The sequence below is a fragment of the Ruegeria sp. CDSB029 genome (assembly GCF_059611125.1).
Genome location: NZ_JBXWOX010000004.1, coordinates 139,106 through 158,219, shown reverse-complemented (window position 1 = coordinate 158,219; position 19,114 = coordinate 139,106). Strand labels below are relative to the sequence as shown.

The window sequence follows — 19,114 nt, the reverse complement described above, 5'->3', positions numbered from 1 at the left end:
TTAGGGATGACATGGGAATTCATGGAAATCAACAAAAAATTTGCAGATCTTATGTTCAGACTTGCAGTTTAGCCAACGCGATTGAGAAAGAAAACCATCCTGTGGACACCAATTGTAGATAATTGCGGCAATGGTTGCACTAAATAAGCCAATTTTGAACCCACTCCAACTATTCCCATAATTTCCCAGATATTTCTTCAAAGGGTGAAGGTTTATGATGAGCGTAGCGAAAATGGGCCACTTGATTAGCGAATCACTCCAGCTTTAAACCTCAACCACATGTGGATTCTTCGCCGCTCCAGCTGACGCCCATGAATTCCCACGAACCGAAATCAACATGTCAGCCGCCGTGCGCCTGGCCCATCCAATACACAAAGCGCACAAGAATTGACAAACTCCGCTCAAAAGACGCGCAAACACGAAAATCCAGAAAATCTTGTTGAAACCTTCCTTTGGGGAAGCATCATCTGAAGGCCTTATTTTACTGGCCCTTCCCAACCCTCATCGACAACCAGTTGATATCTATGCACTTGCTGCATAGCAGCATTGACGTTGTCGGGTATTGTGCAATTGCAGCATTTGCTTATTTTCAGTCTCAAGCAAGCGCCGGACAACACCGGCAACAACGAATACATCGAGTAAAGCAAATGGCTGCAGCAACACATAACACCGCGCTCAAAGGCGCACCGGCAACTAGCCTGGCTTCGCTATTCGAGGCGGCAAAGACCCGGTTCATCCAATATCGCGTCTATCGCCAGACAGTTCACGAACTGTCTGATCTGTCGAACCGCGAACTGGCTGATCTGGGGCTTCACCGCTCGATGATCCGCCGCCTGGCTCAGCAAGCGGCCGAAGAACACGTCGCACGTTAAGCGACACAGAAACACCGAGATCAGGTCCTTCCTCCTCCCTTTTGGACCTGTATTTCAGCGGCGGCATCTCTCCTCCTCCCTGATGTCGCCGCCCCTAATACCGGCCCTGATCGCCGGAAGCAGACACACCGGGTACTCCTCCTCCCTTTCCCGGTGTTGAAAGCGCGCGGCGACGTCTCTCCTCCTCCCTGACGTCGCCGCGTCTTCCTCATACCGGGATCAAACCCGGGTTCGGATACATCGGGGCTCTCCTCCTCCCTGCCCTGATGTTGAAAAGAACGGCGGTTCCCTCTCCTCCTCCCTGGGAACCGCCGTTTTTGTTTTTCGTACCGAGATGTAAACTGAAGCCCTGACCAGAATTTCAGGAGTTTCCGATGGCCGCATATTTCATCGCCCAGATTTCCATTCACGACCCTGACGGGTACCAGAAATACCTTGAAGGTTTCATGCCGATCTTTGACCGGCACGGAGGTCGCCTGCTGACGATATCCTCCAAGCCCGTGGAACTGGTCGAGGGCGTATGGCCCGAAGACGGAATTGTGTTGATGGAGTTCCCATCTCTTGCTGCGGCCAAGGCGTGGAAAGACGACCCAGACTATATCAAGCTGGCGGAAATTCGGCACAAAACCGCGACGGCGAACATGGTACTGGTTGAAGGGCTATAGCGTTTAGAACGGCACATCATCCTTGGCGGACAGAAAGCGAGAAACCACTTTTTTCAATCCAGCTTTTTCGAAATCGACCTCAACCTTGTCACCTTCGATGCCGATCACCGCGCCATAGCCGAATTTCTGATGAAACACGCGCTCGCCAAGGGTGAAACTGGCAACAGCAGTCGCGTCGATCACCGTATTGCGGCTTTCGCGGGGTTGGGACGTTCCATACTGCCCCTGCCGGGCCTGCAACCGCCGCCAACCGGGCGAGTTATAGACATTGGCCTCGGCCGCACGGGTTTCGATACCGGCAGTCGGTTGGCCACCCCCATACAGCCCCGGCGGCGTCAGAACTTCGACATGATCTTCGGGCAACTCGTCAATGAACCGCGACGGCATCGCGTTTTGCCATTGACCAAACACCCGACGATTGGCCGCAAAAGAAATCGTACAGATCTCTTCCGCGCGTGTGATGCCCACATAGGCCAGTCGCCGCTCCTCTTCGAGGCCCTTGATCCCGGATTCGTCCATCGACCTTTGTGACGGGAACAGCCCGTCTTCCCACCCCGGCAAGAACACGGCCGGAAACTCAAGCCCCTTTGCCGCGTGCAGCGTCATGATGGAAACCTTGGCCCCGTCACCCTCTTGCTCATTGTCCATGACCAGGCTGACATGCTCAAGAAACCCTTGCAGATTCTCAAAGTTGTCCAGCTGGTTGACCAATTCCTTGAGGTTTTCCAACCGACCCGGAGCTTCGGGTGTTTTTTCGTTCTGCCAGTGTGCCGTGTAGCCGGATTCGTCCAATATGATCTGTGCCAGTTCGATATGTGAGACCTCGGGCTCACCAAACCGCATCGGAGCGGAGCCGTCATCAATCACAGAATCATCATCGACTTCGATCCGGGGCCCGCGCGTCATCGCGTTCCAACGCGCCAACCCGTCGATCAACTCGCGTAGTGCTTTGCCGCCTTTGCCTTTGATCAGCCCATTATCGACAGCGATCCGGGCGCCATCGACCAGCGACACGCCATTTTCCCGCGCCGTCATCTGAATCGTCTGCTGCGCCTTGTCACCCAGCCCGCGTTTCGGAGTATTCACGATCCGCTCGAATGCCAGATCGTCACCGGGGCTGACCACCAGCCGGAAATAGGCCATCGCGTCGCGGATCTCCATCCGCTCATAGAATCGTGGGCCGCCTATGACCTTGTAGGGCAGACCGATGGTCAGAAAACGGTCCTCAAACGCGCGCATCTGATGGCTGGCCCGCACGAGAATCGCAATTTCATCCAGATTAAAGGGCCGCGCACCACGCGTTCCCCCCTGCATCGCGTCGATCTCTTCACCGATCCAGCGCGCCTCTTCCTCGCCATCCCAATGACCGATCAGGCGGACCTTTTCACCGTCCTGCGCATCGGTCCACAATTCCTTACCCAGCCGACTCTCATTGCCACGGATGACATTGGACGCAGCCGCCAAAATATGGGGGGTCGAGCGATAGTTCTGCTCTAACCGAACGACATAAGCCCCTGGAAAATCCTTTTCAAACCGCAGGATGTTGCCCACTTCGGCCCCGCGCCAGCCATAAATTGACTGATCGTCATCTCCCACACAACAAATGTTCTTGTGCGCCCCAGCCAGCAACCTCAACCACAGATATTGGGCAACGTTGGTATCCTGGTATTCGTCCACAAGGATGTAGCGGAACCAACGTTGATATCGCTCCAACACATCCGGATGGGTCTGGAAGATCGTGACCATGTGCAACAGCAGGTCGCCAAAATCCACCGCGTTCAGCTCGCGCAGCCGGGTTTGGTACTGAGCGTAGATCTCAATTCCCTTGTGGTTATAGGCGCCGGCATCGGCAGCAGGCACCTTGTCGGGCGTAAGCGCCCGGTTCTTCCAGTCATCAATGATTCCGGCCAACATGCGCGCAGGCCAGCGTTTGTCATCGATATTGGCCGCCTGAATCAGCTGTTTGAGCAGCCGCAACTGATCATCCGTATCCAGAATGGTGAAATTTGATTTCAGATCGACCAGTTCCGCGTGCCGCCGCAGCAGCTTGACGCAGATCGAGTGGAACGTGCCCAGCCAAGGCATCCCCTCGGCTGGTTGCCCCAACAAACGGCCCACGCGGTTCTTCATCTCGCGCGCGGCCTTGTTGGTGAATGTCACCGACAAGATCTCGTTCGGGCGCGCACGCCCAATACTAAGCAGATGCGCGATACGCGCGGTCAGTGCCTTGGTTTTGCCCGTACCTGCGCCTGCCAGCATCAGGACAGGCCCATCCAGTCGCTCGACCGCGTCACGTTGCGCCGGGTTCAGCTCGTCCAGATAAGGCATAGGGCGCGCGGCCATGGCGCGCGCGGACAGGGATGCGCCCTCAAAGGCGTCCATTTCGTCGAAACTGCTCATCTTGCCAAACTACGCTGGATGTTGGCCGAGGGAAAGGGTTTGTTCACGCCTTGTTCGCACAGTTTTTGATGCTCTGTTACGATCAATTCTAATCAAGCGACTTGGACTGAGAACGGTTTCATTAACCATCTGTAAAACACCCGCCGCGATGATCAGTAAATTGCTGTGGGAGCGCGAAGGTATGACTCAGGATAATCGGGGGGCCGTAAATCACCGGCTGAAATGGATCGGTATCAGCATGTTGCTGATTTCTCTGACAATTGGATGCGGCTGGGGAATTTACAAATTGCCTGCGCCGCTGGTCGACAGGATGCTAAAGGTCGACATTCTCAAGCAAGCCGAACTGTGGAAGCGCCGCGTCGTCTTGCATCTGGAGGACCCCGAGAGCGCGCTTAAGACCGGCGTGATTGATGCGCATGACGCCGAATTTCTGGCCGCGATGCCCGAAGCTTCTGATGTTTACCGCTTCAAATTGCTTGACTCGAATGGGCGTGTCACCTGGTCGACTCGTCCGACAGAGGTAGGCAGTGTTGAAAACCGTGATTTCTTTCGCAGCGACGTTGCCAGAGGAATGATTCACTACATTCAGGAAGTAGTTCCACTGTCCGAGATCGACGGGCTTGATCTGCATACGGACAATATCCTGAACGCAACGCAGCACCATGTTGCCGAAGTTTTTATGCCCGTGGCCAAGAATGGGCGTTTTATAGGCGCCATTGAATTCTTTACTGATATCTCCGACTTGCGCACCACGTTCATCACGCGGCTTAGGATTTCTTTGACCGTTCTAAGTGGCATCGCCCTGCTTGCGCTTGTTGCCGTGTCCTTTGCCAGCTACCGGGCGAACCGCTTGCAATTGCGGGCCCTGCAAAAACAATCCGCCAAAGAGCGTGATCTGATGGAAGATCAGCTGCGCCTGGCCCGCGAAGTACGATTGTTAGGCGAATTGAACGAGTGGTTGCAATCCAGCCGGTCCTTGGACGAGCTGTTCGATATGGTCTCGCGCTTCATGACCCATATCCTACCCGAGGCTGAGGGCAGCGTTTACGTGTATTCCAACTCGCGCGACGTCCTGGATGGCTGTGCCAGTTGGAATGGCGGGACCCATAAGGCGCACATCCATCCCGAAGGGTGTTGGGGGCTTCGGCGTGGCCGAACCTATGAATACGGCGCGTCCGAGATCGACTTTGTCTGTGAACACGCCGAACCACATGACGGGCGACCTTATTTCTGCTTTCCGATACTGGCGCATGGGGAAACGGTCGGCCTTCTGCACCTCCGCGCCCTTGAGGGTACAGATGAGGCGTTTCACACGAGTAAAAAGCTGGCACAGCTCAGCGCCGAACAGATCAGCATGGCGATTGCCAATGTACGGATGCGCGATCAGTTGCATGACCAGTCCGTCCGGGACCCGTTGACCGGGCTGTTCAACCGGCGGCATATGCTTGAAACCCTGCGCAAATCCATCAATCGCAGTCAGCAAACCGGCGCACCGCTCAGCCTAATTGCCGTGGATGTGGATCATTTTAAAAAGTTCAACGACACCCATGGGCATGATGCCGGTGACATGGTGTTGCGTGCAGTTGGTGCCGCTTTGGAACAGAGCTGCGACCGGGACGAGGTTGCCTGTCGCATAGGTGGCGAAGAATTCATGCTGATCCTGCCCGACAACACGTCGGACGACGCGATCACGCGGGCTGAGCAATTGCGGCAAGCGGTCGAGGCCGTCGCGGTGCGCTACGGTGAGAAATCCCTGCCCCGTATCTCGATCTCGGTTGGGGTTTCGCATTATCCGGCGCATGGCACTATGCCGCAGGATCTGATGCGCGCCGCCGATGATGCGCTGTATACGGCAAAGGATAAAGGTCGCAATCAAGTTCAGGTCGCCGGCAGCGAGGATGGCACACGGCAGATTTCAAAGCTCAAAAAGCCAATAAAAGCCGTTAGCGGGCAATCGACGGCTTAAAATCCTTGCCGAATCGCACCTTAGGTCCGATCAATCCCCATGGACCTTCATAGTCGCTTTCCCGGCATCGCCGATCTGAAACACCGCGCCCAGCGCAGGATACCTCACTTTGTCTGGGAGTATCTGGACAGCGGAACCGGGGTTGAAGCCACGCTGCGCCGCAATCGCGAGGGATTGGACCGCGTCGGTTTCCTGCCGTCTATCCTGCACGGACCATTGGAATTTGACACTTCGACCGAGTTCCTGGGTCAGACCTACCCATTACCGTTCGGCGTTGCCCCGATCGGTATGGCAGGCCTGATTTGGCCTGATGCCGAAGCCCATCTTGCCCGCGCTGCCGCAAGCGCCGGTCTGCCCTTTACCCTATCCAACGTTGCCTGCCAAAGCCCCGAGGACGTCGCGCCGCATCTGGGTGACAACGCGTGGTTTCAGCTTTATCCGCCAAAGGACCCGGACATTCGCAAGGACTTGCTGGATCGGGTTCGGAACGCTGGTTTTACGACGCTGGTGATGACGGCAGACGTCCCGGTTGCATCCCGGCGCGAGCGCCAAACACGCTCGGGTCTGACCAATCCACCGCGGTTGACGCCACGCCTTCTGGCCCAGATCGCGATGCGGCCGGAATGGGCGCTCGGAATAGCGCGCAGCGGGCCGCCGCGGATGCGGACACTGGACAAGTATACGGACAACTCCAGCAACCTGCCCCCGACAGCCCATGTTGGGTACCTGCTGCGGACGTCCCCGGATATGGAATATGTGCACTGGCTGCGCGATGCCTGGGATGGCCCGCTGATCGTGAAAGGCGTCCAGCGTCCTGAAGATGCCGAACCGTTGCAGCAAGCGGGAGTGGACGCTCTCTGGCTTTCGAATCACGGCGGTCGACAATTTGATGGTGCCCCGGCCAGCATCGAAGCCCTGCCCACCATCCGTGCGGCTACGGACTTGCCCCTTATCTTCGACAGTGGGGTCGAAGGTGGTTTGGACATATTGCGTGCTAAGGCCCTTGGCGCCGATTTCGTGATGATGGGGCGCGGCTTCATGTATGCCCTCGCCGCCCTGGGTGCCAAAGGCCCTGCCCACCTCGTCGACATTTTGCGGCAGGACATGCACGCAAACATGGGCCAATTGGGCGCCGAGTCGCTGAATCACCTTCCGCCCACTACACCGCTTGTTCATGCCGCGATGCAGCGCTATTAGAAAGATAGCGCTAACAGGGGGCGTTTGCGAGCGTTAACATGCCGGTTCTACCCAGAACGACTGATATACGTACGCGTATTGTCCGCCTATCAACACGGCCAAACAAGTAGGACCGGGACCCGACATGACTGATTTCAACAAGATCCTGATCGCCAACCGCGGCGAAATTGCCATCCGCGTGATGCGCGCCGCCAATGAGATGGGCAAACGCACCGTTGCCGTCTTTGCCGAAGAGGACAAGCTGGGCTTGCATCGCTTCAAGGCGGACGAGGCCTATCGCATCGGCGAAGGCATGGGGCCTGTTGCCGCCTACCTAAGCATCGATGAGATCATCCGCGTCGCTAAAGAGTGCGGAGCAGATGCGATCCACCCCGGCTATGGCTTGCTGTCCGAGAACCCGGACTTTGTTGATGCCTGCGTTCAGAACGGCATCACCTTCATCGGCCCCAAAGCCGAAACCATGCGTGCACTGGGCGACAAGGCCAGCGCACGCCGCGTGGCCATCGCGGCAGGTGTGCCGGTGATTCCGGCGACCGAGGTGCTGGGCGATGACATGGATGCGATTCGCGCCGAAGCGAAGGAAATCGGCTATCCTCTGATGCTCAAAGCCTCCTGGGGCGGCGGTGGACGCGGCATGCGCCCGATCCTGTCAGAAGATGAACTGGAAGAGAAAGTTCTGGAAGGCCGTCGCGAAGCCGAAGCCGCGTTCGGCAATGGCGAGGGCTATCTGGAGAAAATGATTATCCGCGCCCGCCATGTCGAGGTGCAGATCTTAGGCGACAAGCATGGTGAGATCTATCACCTGTACGAACGCGACTGCTCGGTCCAGCGCCGGAACCAAAAAGTTGTCGAACGCGCCCCTGCCCCTTACTTAAACGAAGATCAACGCGCCGAGATCTGTGAGCTGGGCCGCAAAATCTGCGCGCATGTGAATTATGAATGCGCAGGCACGGTTGAATTCCTGATGGATATGGAAACCGGCAAGTTCTACTTCATCGAAGTGAATCCGCGCGTGCAAGTCGAACACACGGTTACTGAAGAAGTCACCGGTATCGACATCGTTCAGGCTCAGATCCTGATCGCCGAGGGCAAAACCCTAGCCGAAGCCACGGGTGCTGCCAGCCAGGCAGACGTGCATCTGACCGGCCACGCGTTGCAGACCCGGATCACTACCGAAGATCCGCAAAACAACTTTATCCCCGACTATGGCCGCATCACTGCGTATCGCTCGGCTACCGGCATGGGCATCCGTCTGGACGGTGGTACGGCTTATGCAGGCGGGGTGATCACGCGGTACTATGACTCGCTGCTGACCAAGGTGACCGCCAAGGCACCAACGCCCGAAGCGGCGATTGCCCGGATGGACCGCGCCCTGCGCGAGTTCCGTATTCGCGGCGTCAGCACCAATATCGACTTTGTCATCAACCTGCTGAAGCACCCGACTTTCCTGTCGAATGAGTATACGACCAAATTCATCGACACGACGCCGGACTTGTTCTCATTCAAGCGCCGCCGCGACCGGGGCACCAAGGTTTTGACCTATATCGCCGACATTACGGTGAACGGCCATCCCGAAACCAAAGACCGCCCCGAACCACGCGCCGATCTGAAAGACGCAAAGCCCCCGGCACCGAAGTCCGAACCGCAGATGGGCGCACGCAACCTGCTGGAACAAAAAGGCCCGCAAGCCGTTGCTGATTGGATGAAGGCGCAGCGCCAGCTTCTGATTACCGACACCACCATGCGCGACGGCCACCAGTCTTTGCTGGCGACCCGGATGCGGTCGATCGACATGATCAAGGTCGCGCCAACCTATGCAGCTAACCTGCCGCAGTTGTTCTCGGTCGAATGCTGGGGCGGTGCAACTTTCGACGTGGCCTATCGGTTCCTGCAAGAATGCCCTTGGCAGCGTCTGCGCGACCTCCGCGAAGCGATGCCGAACCTGATGACCCAGATGCTGTTGCGCGGTGCGAACGGAGTCGGCTACACCAATTACCCTGACAACGTTGTGCAAGAGTTCGTACGTCAGGCATCGCAGAACATCGATGTGTTCCGTGTGTTCGACTCGTTGAACTGGGTTGAGAATATGCGCGTCGCGATGGACGCCGTGGTTGAGAACGGTAAAATCTGTGAGGGCACCGTCTGTTACACCGGTGACATTCTGGACCCGGATCGCGCCAAGTATGACCTGAAATACTATGTCGGCATGGCGAAAGAACTGCGCGATGCGGGTGCTCATATACTTGGCCTCAAGGACATGGCGGGGCTATTGAAACCAGCCTCGGCGCGCATCTTGATCCGTGCACTGAAGGAGGAGGTGGGGCTACCGATCCACTTCCACACACACGACACAGCCGGCATCGCCAGCGCGACCATCCTGGCCGCATCCGAGGCAGGTGTGGACGCGGTGGATTGCGCGATGGACAGCTTTAGTGGCAACACATCACAGGCGACTTTGGGCACAGTGGTCGAAGCGCTGCGCCATACCGAGCGCGATACCGGCTTGGACATCAAGGCCATACGTGAAATCAGCGACTATTTCGAAGCGGTTCGCTGCCAGTACGCAGCCTTCGAATCCAGTCTGCAGGCTCCGGCTTCTGAGGTTTACTTACACGAGATGCCCGGCGGTCAGTTCACCAACCTCAAGGCGCAGGCGCGTTCGCTGGGGCTGGAAGAACGTTGGCACGAGGTCGCTCAGATGTATGCCGACGTGAACCGGATGTTCGGCGACATCGTGAAAGTGACACCGTCATCCAAAGTGGTCGGTGACATGGCGCTGATGATGGTCAGCCAGAACATGACCCGTGAACAGGTCGAAGACCCGAATACAGATGTGGCCTTCCCCGACTCGGTGGTCGACATGATGCGCGGCAATCTGGGTCAACCTCCGGGCGGTTTCCCCGACACCATCGTCAAGAAGGTGCTCAAGGATGAAGCCCCCAACACCGATCGCCCCGGCAAAGACGTCCCAGCAGTCGACTTGGAGGCGACCCGGGCGGACTTGTCCAAACAGCTTGAGGGCAAGGAAGTCGATGATGAGGATCTGAACGGCTACCTGATGTATCCCAAGGTGTTCCTTGACTACATGGGGCGTCACCGGGCTTACGGACCAGTACGCACACTTCCCACGCGCACCTTCTTCTATGGCATGGAACCGGGCGAAGAGATCACGGCCGAGATCGACCCCGGCAAAACGCTGGAAATTCGCTGTCAGGCCATCGGTGAGACCGATGAAAAGGGCGAGGTCAAAGTGTTCTTTGAGCTCAACGGCCAACCGCGCGTGATCCGGGTTCCAAACCGTCTGGTGACCTCGACCACGCAGTCTCGCCCTAAGGCCGAGGCAGGCAACCCCAACCACATCGGCGCGCCGATGCCCGGCGTGGTGGCCACCGTTGCCGTGACCGCGGGCCAGGAGGTCAAGGAAGGCGACATGCTGCTGACCATCGAAGCGATGAAGATGGAAACCGGCATCCACGCCGAGCGCGATGCGACGGTCACGGCGGTGCACGTTCAGCCGGGCAGCCAGATTGACGCAAAGGACCTACTGGTCGAACTGGAATAAACGACCTAACCTTTTCGGGAACAAGGGCCGTTCGGGGAACCGGGCGGCCCTTTTTTGATCCTGAAAGGAGCAGACCATGCTGTCCATCACCCCAGTCTATGCCGCATTGCTGGCACTTCTCTATGTCGCGCTCAGTGTGCGGGTCATCCTGCAGCGCCGCGGCGACAAGATTTCTTACGGCGATGGTGGCAACACCGACATGCTCAAAGTGATGCGCACGCATTCCAACTTTGCCGAATATGCACCGTTTGCCCTGTTACTAATCGCCATGGTCGAGCTGCAGGGCGCCGGTGGCTGGCTGGTCAATCTATTGGGCCTTGGCATTCTGGCCGGGCGCGTGCTGCATGCCTATGGGTTCGGCCGCAAACCGCAGATTGTCATTCTGCGCCAGATCGGCATGTTGCTGACCTTTGCCGTGATTGTGGTTGCGGCGATAGCCAGCCTTTTGATGGCGCTGTGAACGGGATGGCGGGGATTACCCCGCCAAAATCCGCGTTTCGATTCGAGGGGATTCCGTAAAAATTGATTCGACATCGCCCTTTCGATCCTCACCTTTGCCAGACACCGCCGTAGCCAGCAAAATCATCGCTGCCAGGGCCGCCATCTTCAGGTCCTTAATATACGCCATTATTGTCACCTCCACCGTTCTTATTCTTGGATGCTCTGGTTCTCGAACGGTTAAGAGGCGGGCTTCCGTCGCAAAGAATTTTCCTCTTTTTTGCTTTTTCCGCTTGCAGGCATGCCTGGGAATTTATACATCCCTCCTCACTCAACGGCGCGGGCGTAGCTCAGGGGTAGAGCATAACCTTGCCAAGGTTAGGGTCGGGCGTTCGAATCGCCTCGCCCGCTCCATTGAGAGACCGAAAGGTCGAAAATATGTATCTGATGCGGGCGTAGCTCAGGGGTAGAGCATAACCTTGCCAAGGTTAGGGTCGGGCGTTCGAATCGCCTCGCCCGCTCCAGATACAAACCTCTCTGAACATGCTGGTTCTTTGTCTGGTGTTGCGGCATTCTCGAATGGCACGCAATCACGACAGAGGTCCGCCGATGCCCGAATATGTTATTCGCGCTTTGACAGAAAACGAAGTTCAAACCGCCGTCGACTGGGCCGGTCAGGAGGGGTGGAACCCGGGCCTGCACGATGCGGTTTGTTTCCGCAGTTCGGACCCAGAAGGATTCAAGGGTGGATTTCTGGATGGGCAGATGATCGCCTCTGCGTCCGCTGTGAATTACGACGATAACTACTCGTTTTTAGGCTTCTATATCGTGCAACCCGAGTATCGCGGATCGGGATATGGGTTACAGGTTGCCGAGGCGGTCAAGGCGCATTGCCAGCACCGGAACATGGGCATGGATGGCGTTGTCGAACAGCAAGACAATTATCGCAAATTCGGGTTCGAGCTGGCCTATGACAATTATCGTTTTTCGGGCACGGTCGGTGAGATTCTAAACCAATTGGGCCGGTCCCTTCACGATCAGATCACACCCCTACGCGCCCTGACGGATCAACTGAAAACGTATGACCGGGGCTTGTTCCCTGCCCCGCGCGACACGTTTCTTCACGCTTGGTTCGGCGCGCCCAGCCACGTCTCTCACGTCTTCGAAGAAGATGGTCAGATCAAGGGCTATGCAACCCTGCGGCGGTGTTTGAGCGGGTACAAGGTGGGCCCCCTGTTTGCGAACAATCCCGAGATCGCAGAGGCCCTTTTGGTGTCGCTGCTGGCGACACTTCCCGCCGATCAGATGGATGCAGAGGTCTTCATCGACATGCCCAACCCCAACGCGCATGCTATGGCAATGGCGCAACAGTTGGGTTTGACCAAAGTGTTTGAAACTGGCCGCATGTATTCCAGCCACGCACCGGACATTGATCTGGACCGGATTTACGGCATCACTACATTCGAATTGGGGTAATTTCATCCCACACTCGACATTCCAAAAGCGCAATTGCAAAAAGGAAATCTACTGAATGCCCAGCGATACCCAAAAGCGATTGCTGCTTGAGATGTTTGAGAATCTGCCGGGCGTGGTTTTCATGCTTTTGTTTCGGGCCACGGATGATATGCGATTGGCTGGGTGGGTCGGCACGGTTCTGGCCGCCTCGGTTTGCGTTACCTATGTCAGGAAAACGCTGCGTCCACAGCCCATTTTACTTGGTATCAATCTCTTCATGGTGGCTATCACGCCACTGATCGAATGCCTGATCTTGCTTGGCTATCGCGACACGGCGACAATTTTGACCGGGAACATCGCGACCCTCGTTCTTATGAGCGTTTTCTTGACGGGTGCCATTTTGACGGTTCTCAGAACGAACGGTTTCCTGAACTATCAGACCAACGGGGCAAAACAGAGAAACACACACTCTGCCGTTTTGCTGATTGTCTGCGCTTTCGGTGTGGTTTGGTCGCAATTGGCCGGAGAAAACTATCTGGTCTCGCTTGGCATTCCGCTGATGGTATTGTTCGGTGTACATCAGTTGCTCCGGGCAGGAACAACTGATCAGCAGGCGCGCAATGGCGCGATTTTGGCATGTGCCGCGCCACAAGGTTCCGTGTCCGACGCTTCGGCCTGACTCAGAACGCCTTGAAGGTCATAGTGGTCAGCGAACGCTCGATATTCGGGATCACAAGCAGGTTTTCATTGATGAAATGACCGACATCGTCGGTTTCAGGGATGTAGAGCTTGAGTAGCAGGTCATATTCGCCGCTGGTCGAGTAAAGCTCGGAGTGAATCTCGCGCAGCGCGATCTCTTCGGCGACCTTATAGGTGGTGCCGGGTGTGCAGCGGATCTGAATGAAAACGCAGGTGGACATGTTTTGGACCTGTTGATTGAGTTTCCGGCAGGCTGGCATGGCACGTCACCGGGCGCAATCCCCTGCAACAGATTGCAGTGAAAGCAACGCTTGGTCTGGATAAGCCGACCAATCCCCGTCTATAAGCGCGCCTGTAGCAAAAGGAATTCGCCCATGCGCAGCGCAAAGATCAGCCGTCAGACCTCCGAGACCCAGATTACGGTCGAGGTCAATCTTGACGGAACCGGCACCTATGACAACCAAACCGGTGTTGGGTTCTTCGATCACATGCTGGACCAACTTGCGCGCCATTCTCTGATCGACATGACGATCCGCGCCAAGGGTGATTACCACATCGACGACCACCACACGGTCGAGGATACCGGCATTGCGCTGGGTCAGGCGCTGACGCAGGCGTTGGGCGACAAGAAGGGCATCCGTCGTTATGGCGAGTGCCACCTGCCCATGGATGACGCGCAAGTACGCTGCGCTCTGGACTTGTCCGCGCGCCCGTTTCTGATCTGGAACGTGAACCTGCCGACCCCAAAGATCGGCACGTTCGACACCGAACTGGTGCGCGAATTCTTTCAGGCGTTCAGCACCCATGGCGGCATCACGCTGCATATTGACCAATTGCACGGGTTCAATAGCCACCACATTGCCGAGGCCGCGTTTAAGGCCGTCGCGCGTGCGTTGCGTCTGGCGGTCGAAACCGACCCGCGTAAGGCGGATGCGATTCCGTCGACCAAGGGCGCGCTGTAAATGCTTACCGCTATTATCGACTACGAAAGCGGCAACCTGCACTCGGCCGAAAAGGCGTTTCAGCGCATGGCGCGCGAGATGGACGCGGGTGAGGTTGTCGTGACCTCGGACGCGGACGTTGTTGCCCGTGCCGACCGGTTGGTTTTGCCCGGTGACGGCGCTTTCCCCGCCTGCGCGGCTGAGCTGCGCGGCCACAAAGGCATCTACGACGCGATGATCGAGGCCGTCGAAAAGAAAGGCCGACCCTTTCTGGGCATCTGCGTCGGCATGCAACTGATGGCCTCAAAGGGCCATGAATACTCCGAGACCGACGGTCTGGGCTGGGTTGCAGGTGATGTGGAGCGGATCGAACCATCGGACAGCGCGCTGAAAGTGCCCCATATGGGCTGGAACGATCTGGTTTTGGAAAGCGACCACCCAGTCTTTGCCGGAGTGCAATCAGGAGATCACGCCTATTTCGTGCACTCCTACCACTTCCGGGTCAGCGACCCGGCGCAGCGTTTGGCTTATGTGGAGTATGGGCAGGAGGTCACGGCCGTGATCGGCCGCGACTCTATGGTTGGTATGCAGTTTCACCCTGAGAAAAGTCAGGACGTGGGCCTGCGCATGATCGGGAACTTCCTGACCTGGACGCCCTGAGCGGTTACTGAACCCGCGTCCAGTCCTGCCCGCGACACACGAGACCGCCCACAGCACAGCCTTTGACAGTCAGCTTGTTCTGGCTGTCCAGTGTCATTTTCGAGCTGTAGGTCTTGTCCCGGTCCGGGGCCCAGATCTTACCGCCGCCGTAGCTGCCGCCGCCATCAGGCACCATATCCCAGATGATCTGCTTGCCGAGGTTTTCATACTCCAGCTGCTCATTTCCGTCTTTGTCAAAGGCGGTGTCGATGGTGCCACAAATCGCGCTGCCACATTCCGAAATCGAGACGTGAAGATAGCCGCCAGTATCACCTGGTTGGGTTTTCCAAAGTCCGTCAACCGGATCGGCTGCAAAAGCAGCGCTTGCCAATACCGCAAATCCGGCTGCAAGTGTGAATGTCTTCATGATTTCCTCCCTTATTTCTGCTCAGTCTGGCCCGGTCGGGCAATTCCGGCAAGATTGACTTGGCGTCGCGTTGCATCCCCCGCCCCGCATGTGCGATATCCCGCGCGAACAAATCAGATATAGGGCCGCCTGACATGATCCTCTACCCCGCCATCGACCTCAAAGACGGACAGGCCGTGCGCCTGCTGCGTGGTGAAATGGATAAGGCAACCGTGTTCAACGACGACCCTGCAGCGCAGGCACGGGTCTTTGTCGAGGCAGGGTGCGAATGGCTGCACTTGGTCGACCTGAACGGCGCGTTTGCTGGTGAACCCGTCAACGCCGTCCCGGTCGAGGCCATCCTGAAGGAATGCAACGTGCCCGCGCAGTTAGGTGGTGGCATTCGCGACATGTCCACGATCGAGACATGGATCGACAAAGGTCTGGCGCGCGTGATTCTGGGCACCGTGGCCGTCGAAAACCCCGATCTGGTGCGTGAAGCTGCCAAGGAATTTCCGGGCAAAGTTGCTGTCGGCATCGATGCGCGCGACGGCATGGTGGCCACCAAGGGCTGGGCCGAAGAGACCAACGTGAAGGTCACCGATCTGGCCCGCAGTTTCGAGGACGCAGGCGTTGCGGCCATCATCTATACCGACATTAATCGCGACGGAGCGATGCAGGGGCCGAACATCCGGGCAACGGCAGATTTGGCCCGCGCGGTGTCAATCCCGGTCATCGCCTCGGGTGGGGTCAGTTCGCTGGATGATCTGATCGCCCTGCGTGATTGTGGCGTGGCATTGGACGGCGCGATCTCGGGCCGGGCGCTTTATGATGGCGCGATTGACCTTTCCGAGGCCATTCGCGCCTTAAGCTGATCACTCGGCCGCAACCGAAGTCAGCTTGGCAAGCGCACCGCGCATCTTTTCGATGACAGGTGATTTCTCGACTTCGTCGAGCTCATCCATCGTCTCTTTCGGGTCCTCATAGGCCAGCCAGACCTGCCCGGTCTCGTCTTCGTATGCCTGCACTTTGAGCGGCAGGAAAAGCCCGGCACGTGGATCAATCTGCATCGCGGGTGTACCCAGTGCCGGGTTGCCAAAGATCAGAACCTGATTGGCGGGAATGGTTAGGCCAACCTTTTCCGCACCCGCCGCATGATCGACGCGGGCAAAGACGGTCGCGCCCGCATTGCCAACGGCAGCTTCCAGGGCGTCCATCGCCTCTTGCACCGATTTGTTCGAATTTACCTTGATGATGTCGTCAGCCATGGCAGACATCGCCCCTCCAAAAGTCAAAATTGTTGCCAGTATCAGATTTCGCATATCGGGTTTCCTTTTGTAAATTTCATCCAAATTGTCTCAGCTTTTCGCGAACTTGCAATCACATCTCCGGCATCGGCGAAGCCTTGCCGCGCACCCGAATCTCACAGCTTAGCAACCTGCGCAGACCGTCCCGCATTTGAGAACAATAGCCCATTCTGACAGATATTTTACCAAGCTTGGCCCAAACTTGGTCTTATTTCGCCTGTAGCAGTTTGAAAAATAACTCGAGCAGGGATTGCCACCGTGAGTATTACGAGCACAGAATATTCGAACAATTCTTGGTTCAGAATTGCGATCATATTCAGTTTTTGCGTCACAATTTTTGTCAGCGCATCTCTTCTGTTTTTTGTCCAGCCCCTGTTTGCCAAGCTGGTCCTACCGCAAATCGGTGGCGCTCCTGCGGTTTGGACGACCGCGATGCTGTTCTTCCAAGTGGTTTTAATCTTGGGCTACATTTACGCCCATGTGCTGACGAAATGGATACCTCTGCGCTGGCAGCTTGTTACTCATCTGGTACTTTGGGCGGCTGCGCTGACGTATCTGCCGCTCTCAATAAACGAGGGCTGGAGCTATGACGCATCCAGCTCGACCGCACTGCAAACCCTTAAGTTGTTTGCCTTGGGTGTCGGCCTGCCATTTGCGGTTCTTTCTGCGAATGCGCCGTTGCTTCAAGCGTGGTACTCACGGTCCGGCGGGCCTTCGGCAGACGACCCCTATTTCCTGTACAGCGCCAGTAATGTGGGATCACTACTGGCTCTTTTGGCTTTTCCTTTGCTGGCAGACCCTCTTCTGGGTGCCAGTGCGACCAGCAAAATTTGGTCCGCCGGTTTTGTCATTTTTGGTGGGTTGATGGCGATAAGTGGCCTTATTGCACTACGCGGATCGAACAGTGACCTTGCGCCGATCGCGAGTGAATTCGCGAGCAGCACCCCAAAGCTGAAGCAGATTGCAAAATGGATTGTGATCGCTTTTGTACCCTCATCCCTGATGCTTTCCTTTACCACGAAAGCCAGCACGGATCTGGGTTCAATCCCGCTTATCTGGGTTGTGCCCCTTGCGACCTACCTTCTTTCCTTCATATTCGCCTTTGCGAAACTGAATTGGCTTAGTGTCAAATCCTTACACATCCCGATGATTTTGGCGCTGGCGATTGGTGTCGTCCTATTTTCCAACTTGATCGACCATCACACGAACCCCATCGTCTTTTTGTTGTACGTTCCCATTCTATTCGTAATCGCCTTGTATGCACATAGGTTGCTTTATGAAATGAGACCGCCGGCAGAGCAATTGACAGTGTTCTACATCGCACTGTCGATAGGCGGTGCTTTTGGCGGATTGTTCAATTCCGTCATTGCGCCTTTCGCATTTGCCCTAGAAGTCGAGGCGCAAATGACGCTTATTTTGGCTGGCGGGTTGCTCTTGATCGGGAAAGGCGCAGTTACACCTAGGAATCTGGCATTTGGCCTGCTTGTCAGCTACCCGATCCTTTTGTGCTTCGGCAGGATCGATGGCATAAACCCTCTTGGAGATGGAGCCTTGCGTGCGGTTGTCGCAACCGCGATCCTGTTGGGTGCATTGATCCTGTTCCGTAATCAACCTGCGCGTATCATAGCCATCATCGCGGCACTTATGCTGCCGGTACTTTGGCCGCAAAAGGACTCGTTGCTTCAGGATCGAAGCTTCTTTGGAACGCACAGGGTATACTCAGAGGCAGGCCTCAGAATGTATCAAAACGGGACCACACTGCACGGTTTGCAGTTGGAATCAGAAATTGGTCAAAAACCTACGCCGAAGTCTTACTACTATCCCAAAGGGCCAATGGCACAGGTCATAACGTCTGAGTTTGGACGAGAAGCCGACAGCATCGGTATTGTCGGCCTCGGAGTCGGTGCTCTTTCCTGCTACAAGCTTCCATCTCAGAAATGGGCATTCTTTGAAATCGACGCCATGGTTGACCAAGTGGCGCGCAATCCTTCCCTTTTCACCTACATCTCGGAATGCGCACCAGATTCGCCAACACACCTTGGTGACGCACGCATTGTCCTGGCGCACACAGATTATTCCTTCGATATTCTCGTCCTGGACGCATACAGTTCTGATGCTATTCCTGTGCATCTGATCACTGAAGAAGCGGTGCGGATGTATACAGAGCGACTGGCTGATGACGGAATATTGGTCTTTCACATCAGCAACCGGTACTACGATCTGGTCGACCCGCTTTCGCGCATTGCAGACAAACTTGGGTTCCACGCGGCCAAACAGTTCCATCGGGTTGAGCCGGGCGCAAACGAACTAGGCGCATCGGATTCCCAAGTGGTGATTGTCAGCCCAGATCAGAGAAGAGTCGACGGGTTTGTCCAAAATGGAAAATGGCAGTCTGTGGTTTCTGATGGGGGTGAGCCGTGGACGGACGATAAGGCAAACTTGCTGTCCGCGCTCATATTGCTCAAAGACTAGTAGCAAACGCACTAATGTGAGACACCGTTTTCTTCCAACAGCAGAAATTTCGCTTTTAAGGTTCAAATGACCCCGCCGTTTTCCTCAAGGTGCCT

At 56.4% G+C, this 19,114-nt stretch carries 17 protein-coding genes and 2 tRNA genes; 14 read left to right on the top strand and 5 right to left on the bottom strand.

Going from position 1 to position 19,114, the window contains the following annotated elements:
- Positions 1-647 precede the first annotated feature (647 nt).
- Positions 648-872 (top strand): DUF1127 domain-containing protein, encoded by a 225-nt coding sequence (locus tag AC2FI8_RS06750; protein WP_108859440.1) that lies wholly within the window; start codon positions 648-650, stop codon positions 870-872.
- 374 nt (positions 873-1,246) lie between these two features.
- On the top strand, positions 1,247-1,537 hold the full coding sequence (locus AC2FI8_RS06745) for a DUF1330 domain-containing protein (protein ID WP_496734148.1): 291 nt from the start codon (positions 1,247-1,249) through the stop codon (positions 1,535-1,537).
- Positions 1,538-1,540: 3 nt separating this feature from the next.
- Here AC2FI8_RS06745 and AC2FI8_RS06740 read toward each other — a convergent pair whose 3' ends face one another.
- Positions 1,541-3,937 carry an ATP-dependent helicase gene (locus AC2FI8_RS06740; RefSeq protein ID WP_496778044.1) on the bottom strand — a complete coding sequence of 799 codons (2,397 nt, stop codon included), beginning with the start codon at positions 3,935-3,937 and terminating at the stop codon, positions 1,541-1,543.
- 181 nt (positions 3,938-4,118) lie between these two features.
- On the opposite strand from AC2FI8_RS06740, the gene AC2FI8_RS06735 reads away from it, so the two are divergent.
- The 4 genes from AC2FI8_RS06735 to AC2FI8_RS06720 all read left to right on the top strand — a co-directional run bounded on the left by AC2FI8_RS06735 (position 4,119) and on the right by AC2FI8_RS06720 (position 11,122).
- Complete coding sequence (locus AC2FI8_RS06735; RefSeq protein ID WP_496778041.1) at positions 4,119-5,903, top strand: sensor domain-containing diguanylate cyclase; 1,785 nt, start codon at positions 4,119-4,121, stop codon at positions 5,901-5,903.
- A 39-nt stretch (positions 5,904-5,942) separates the two neighbouring features.
- Positions 5,943-7,100 (top strand): alpha-hydroxy acid oxidase, encoded by a 1,158-nt coding sequence (locus tag AC2FI8_RS06730; RefSeq protein ID WP_496778039.1) that lies wholly within the window; start codon positions 5,943-5,945, stop codon positions 7,098-7,100.
- 124 nt (positions 7,101-7,224) lie between these two features.
- Positions 7,225-10,662: a pyruvate carboxylase gene (locus AC2FI8_RS06725; protein WP_496778037.1), complete on the top strand. Its 3,438-nt coding sequence runs from the start codon at positions 7,225-7,227 to the stop codon at positions 10,660-10,662.
- A gap of 76 nt (positions 10,663-10,738) precedes the next feature.
- Complete coding sequence (locus tag AC2FI8_RS06720) at positions 10,739-11,122, top strand: MAPEG family protein (RefSeq protein WP_496724367.1); 384 nt, start codon at positions 10,739-10,741, stop codon at positions 11,120-11,122.
- Positions 11,123-11,137: 15 nt separating this feature from the next.
- Here AC2FI8_RS06720 and AC2FI8_RS06715 read toward each other — a convergent pair whose 3' ends face one another.
- Positions 11,138-11,290, bottom strand: coding sequence for a hypothetical protein (locus AC2FI8_RS06715; protein ID WP_496778035.1), 153 nt, complete (start codon positions 11,288-11,290; stop codon positions 11,138-11,140).
- Positions 11,291-11,439: 149 nt separating this feature from the next.
- Here AC2FI8_RS06715 and AC2FI8_RS06710 point away from each other — a divergent pair.
- The 4 genes from AC2FI8_RS06710 (at position 11,440) to AC2FI8_RS06695 (ending at position 13,234) form a co-directional block, all read left to right on the top strand.
- A tRNA-Gly gene (locus AC2FI8_RS06710) sits at positions 11,440-11,514 on the top strand.
- Between the two features lie 35 nt (positions 11,515-11,549).
- Positions 11,550-11,624, top strand: a tRNA-Gly gene (locus tag AC2FI8_RS06705).
- Between the two features lie 85 nt (positions 11,625-11,709).
- Positions 11,710-12,576 carry a GNAT family N-acetyltransferase gene (locus AC2FI8_RS06700; protein ID WP_496738051.1) on the top strand — a complete coding sequence of 289 codons (867 nt, stop codon included), beginning with the start codon at positions 11,710-11,712 and terminating at the stop codon, positions 12,574-12,576.
- A gap of 55 nt (positions 12,577-12,631) precedes the next feature.
- Positions 12,632-13,234 (top strand): hypothetical protein, encoded by a 603-nt coding sequence (locus AC2FI8_RS06695; protein ID WP_496778033.1) that lies wholly within the window; start codon positions 12,632-12,634, stop codon positions 13,232-13,234.
- 1 nt (position 13,235) lies between these two features.
- Here AC2FI8_RS06695 and AC2FI8_RS06690 read toward each other — a convergent pair whose 3' ends face one another.
- Complete coding sequence (locus tag AC2FI8_RS06690) at positions 13,236-13,475, bottom strand: Lrp/AsnC family transcriptional regulator (RefSeq protein WP_058274459.1); 240 nt, start codon at positions 13,473-13,475, stop codon at positions 13,236-13,238.
- Between the two features lie 153 nt (positions 13,476-13,628).
- On the opposite strand from AC2FI8_RS06690, the gene hisB reads away from it, so the two are divergent.
- Both hisB and hisH read left to right on the top strand, forming a co-directional pair.
- A complete protein-coding gene (hisB, locus tag AC2FI8_RS06685) occupies positions 13,629-14,216 on the top strand; it encodes an imidazoleglycerol-phosphate dehydratase HisB (protein WP_496778031.1) in 588 nt (195 codons plus the stop codon).
- Positions 14,217-14,855 (top strand): imidazole glycerol phosphate synthase subunit HisH, encoded by a 639-nt coding sequence (gene hisH / locus AC2FI8_RS06680; protein WP_496778029.1) that lies wholly within the window; start codon positions 14,217-14,219, stop codon positions 14,853-14,855.
- 4 nt (positions 14,856-14,859) lie between these two features.
- Here the strand turns inward: hisH and AC2FI8_RS06675 are convergent, their stop codons facing one another.
- Positions 14,860-15,261, bottom strand: a complete 402-nt coding sequence (locus tag AC2FI8_RS06675) for a DUF2147 domain-containing protein (protein ID WP_496772165.1) — start codon at positions 15,259-15,261, stop codon at positions 14,860-14,862.
- A gap of 134 nt (positions 15,262-15,395) precedes the next feature.
- On the opposite strand from AC2FI8_RS06675, the gene hisA reads away from it, so the two are divergent.
- The gene (gene hisA / locus AC2FI8_RS06670) at positions 15,396-16,115 is read left to right on the top strand and encodes a 1-(5-phosphoribosyl)-5-[(5-phosphoribosylamino)methylideneamino]imidazole-4-carboxamide isomerase (protein WP_496778027.1); all 720 of its coding nucleotides are present in this window, start codon (positions 15,396-15,398) and stop codon (positions 16,113-16,115) included.
- On the opposite strand, the gene AC2FI8_RS06665 is transcribed toward hisA, so the two are convergent.
- Complete coding sequence (locus AC2FI8_RS06665; protein WP_496724353.1) at positions 16,116-16,562, bottom strand: DUF302 domain-containing protein; 447 nt, start codon at positions 16,560-16,562, stop codon at positions 16,116-16,118. It abuts the gene before it with no gap.
- A 243-nt stretch (positions 16,563-16,805) separates the two neighbouring features.
- On the opposite strand from AC2FI8_RS06665, the gene AC2FI8_RS06660 reads away from it, so the two are divergent.
- The gene (locus tag AC2FI8_RS06660; protein WP_496778025.1) at positions 16,806-19,019 is read left to right on the top strand and encodes a spermidine synthase; all 2,214 of its coding nucleotides are present in this window, start codon (positions 16,806-16,808) and stop codon (positions 19,017-19,019) included.
- The last annotated feature ends 95 nt before the right edge of the window (positions 19,020-19,114 follow it).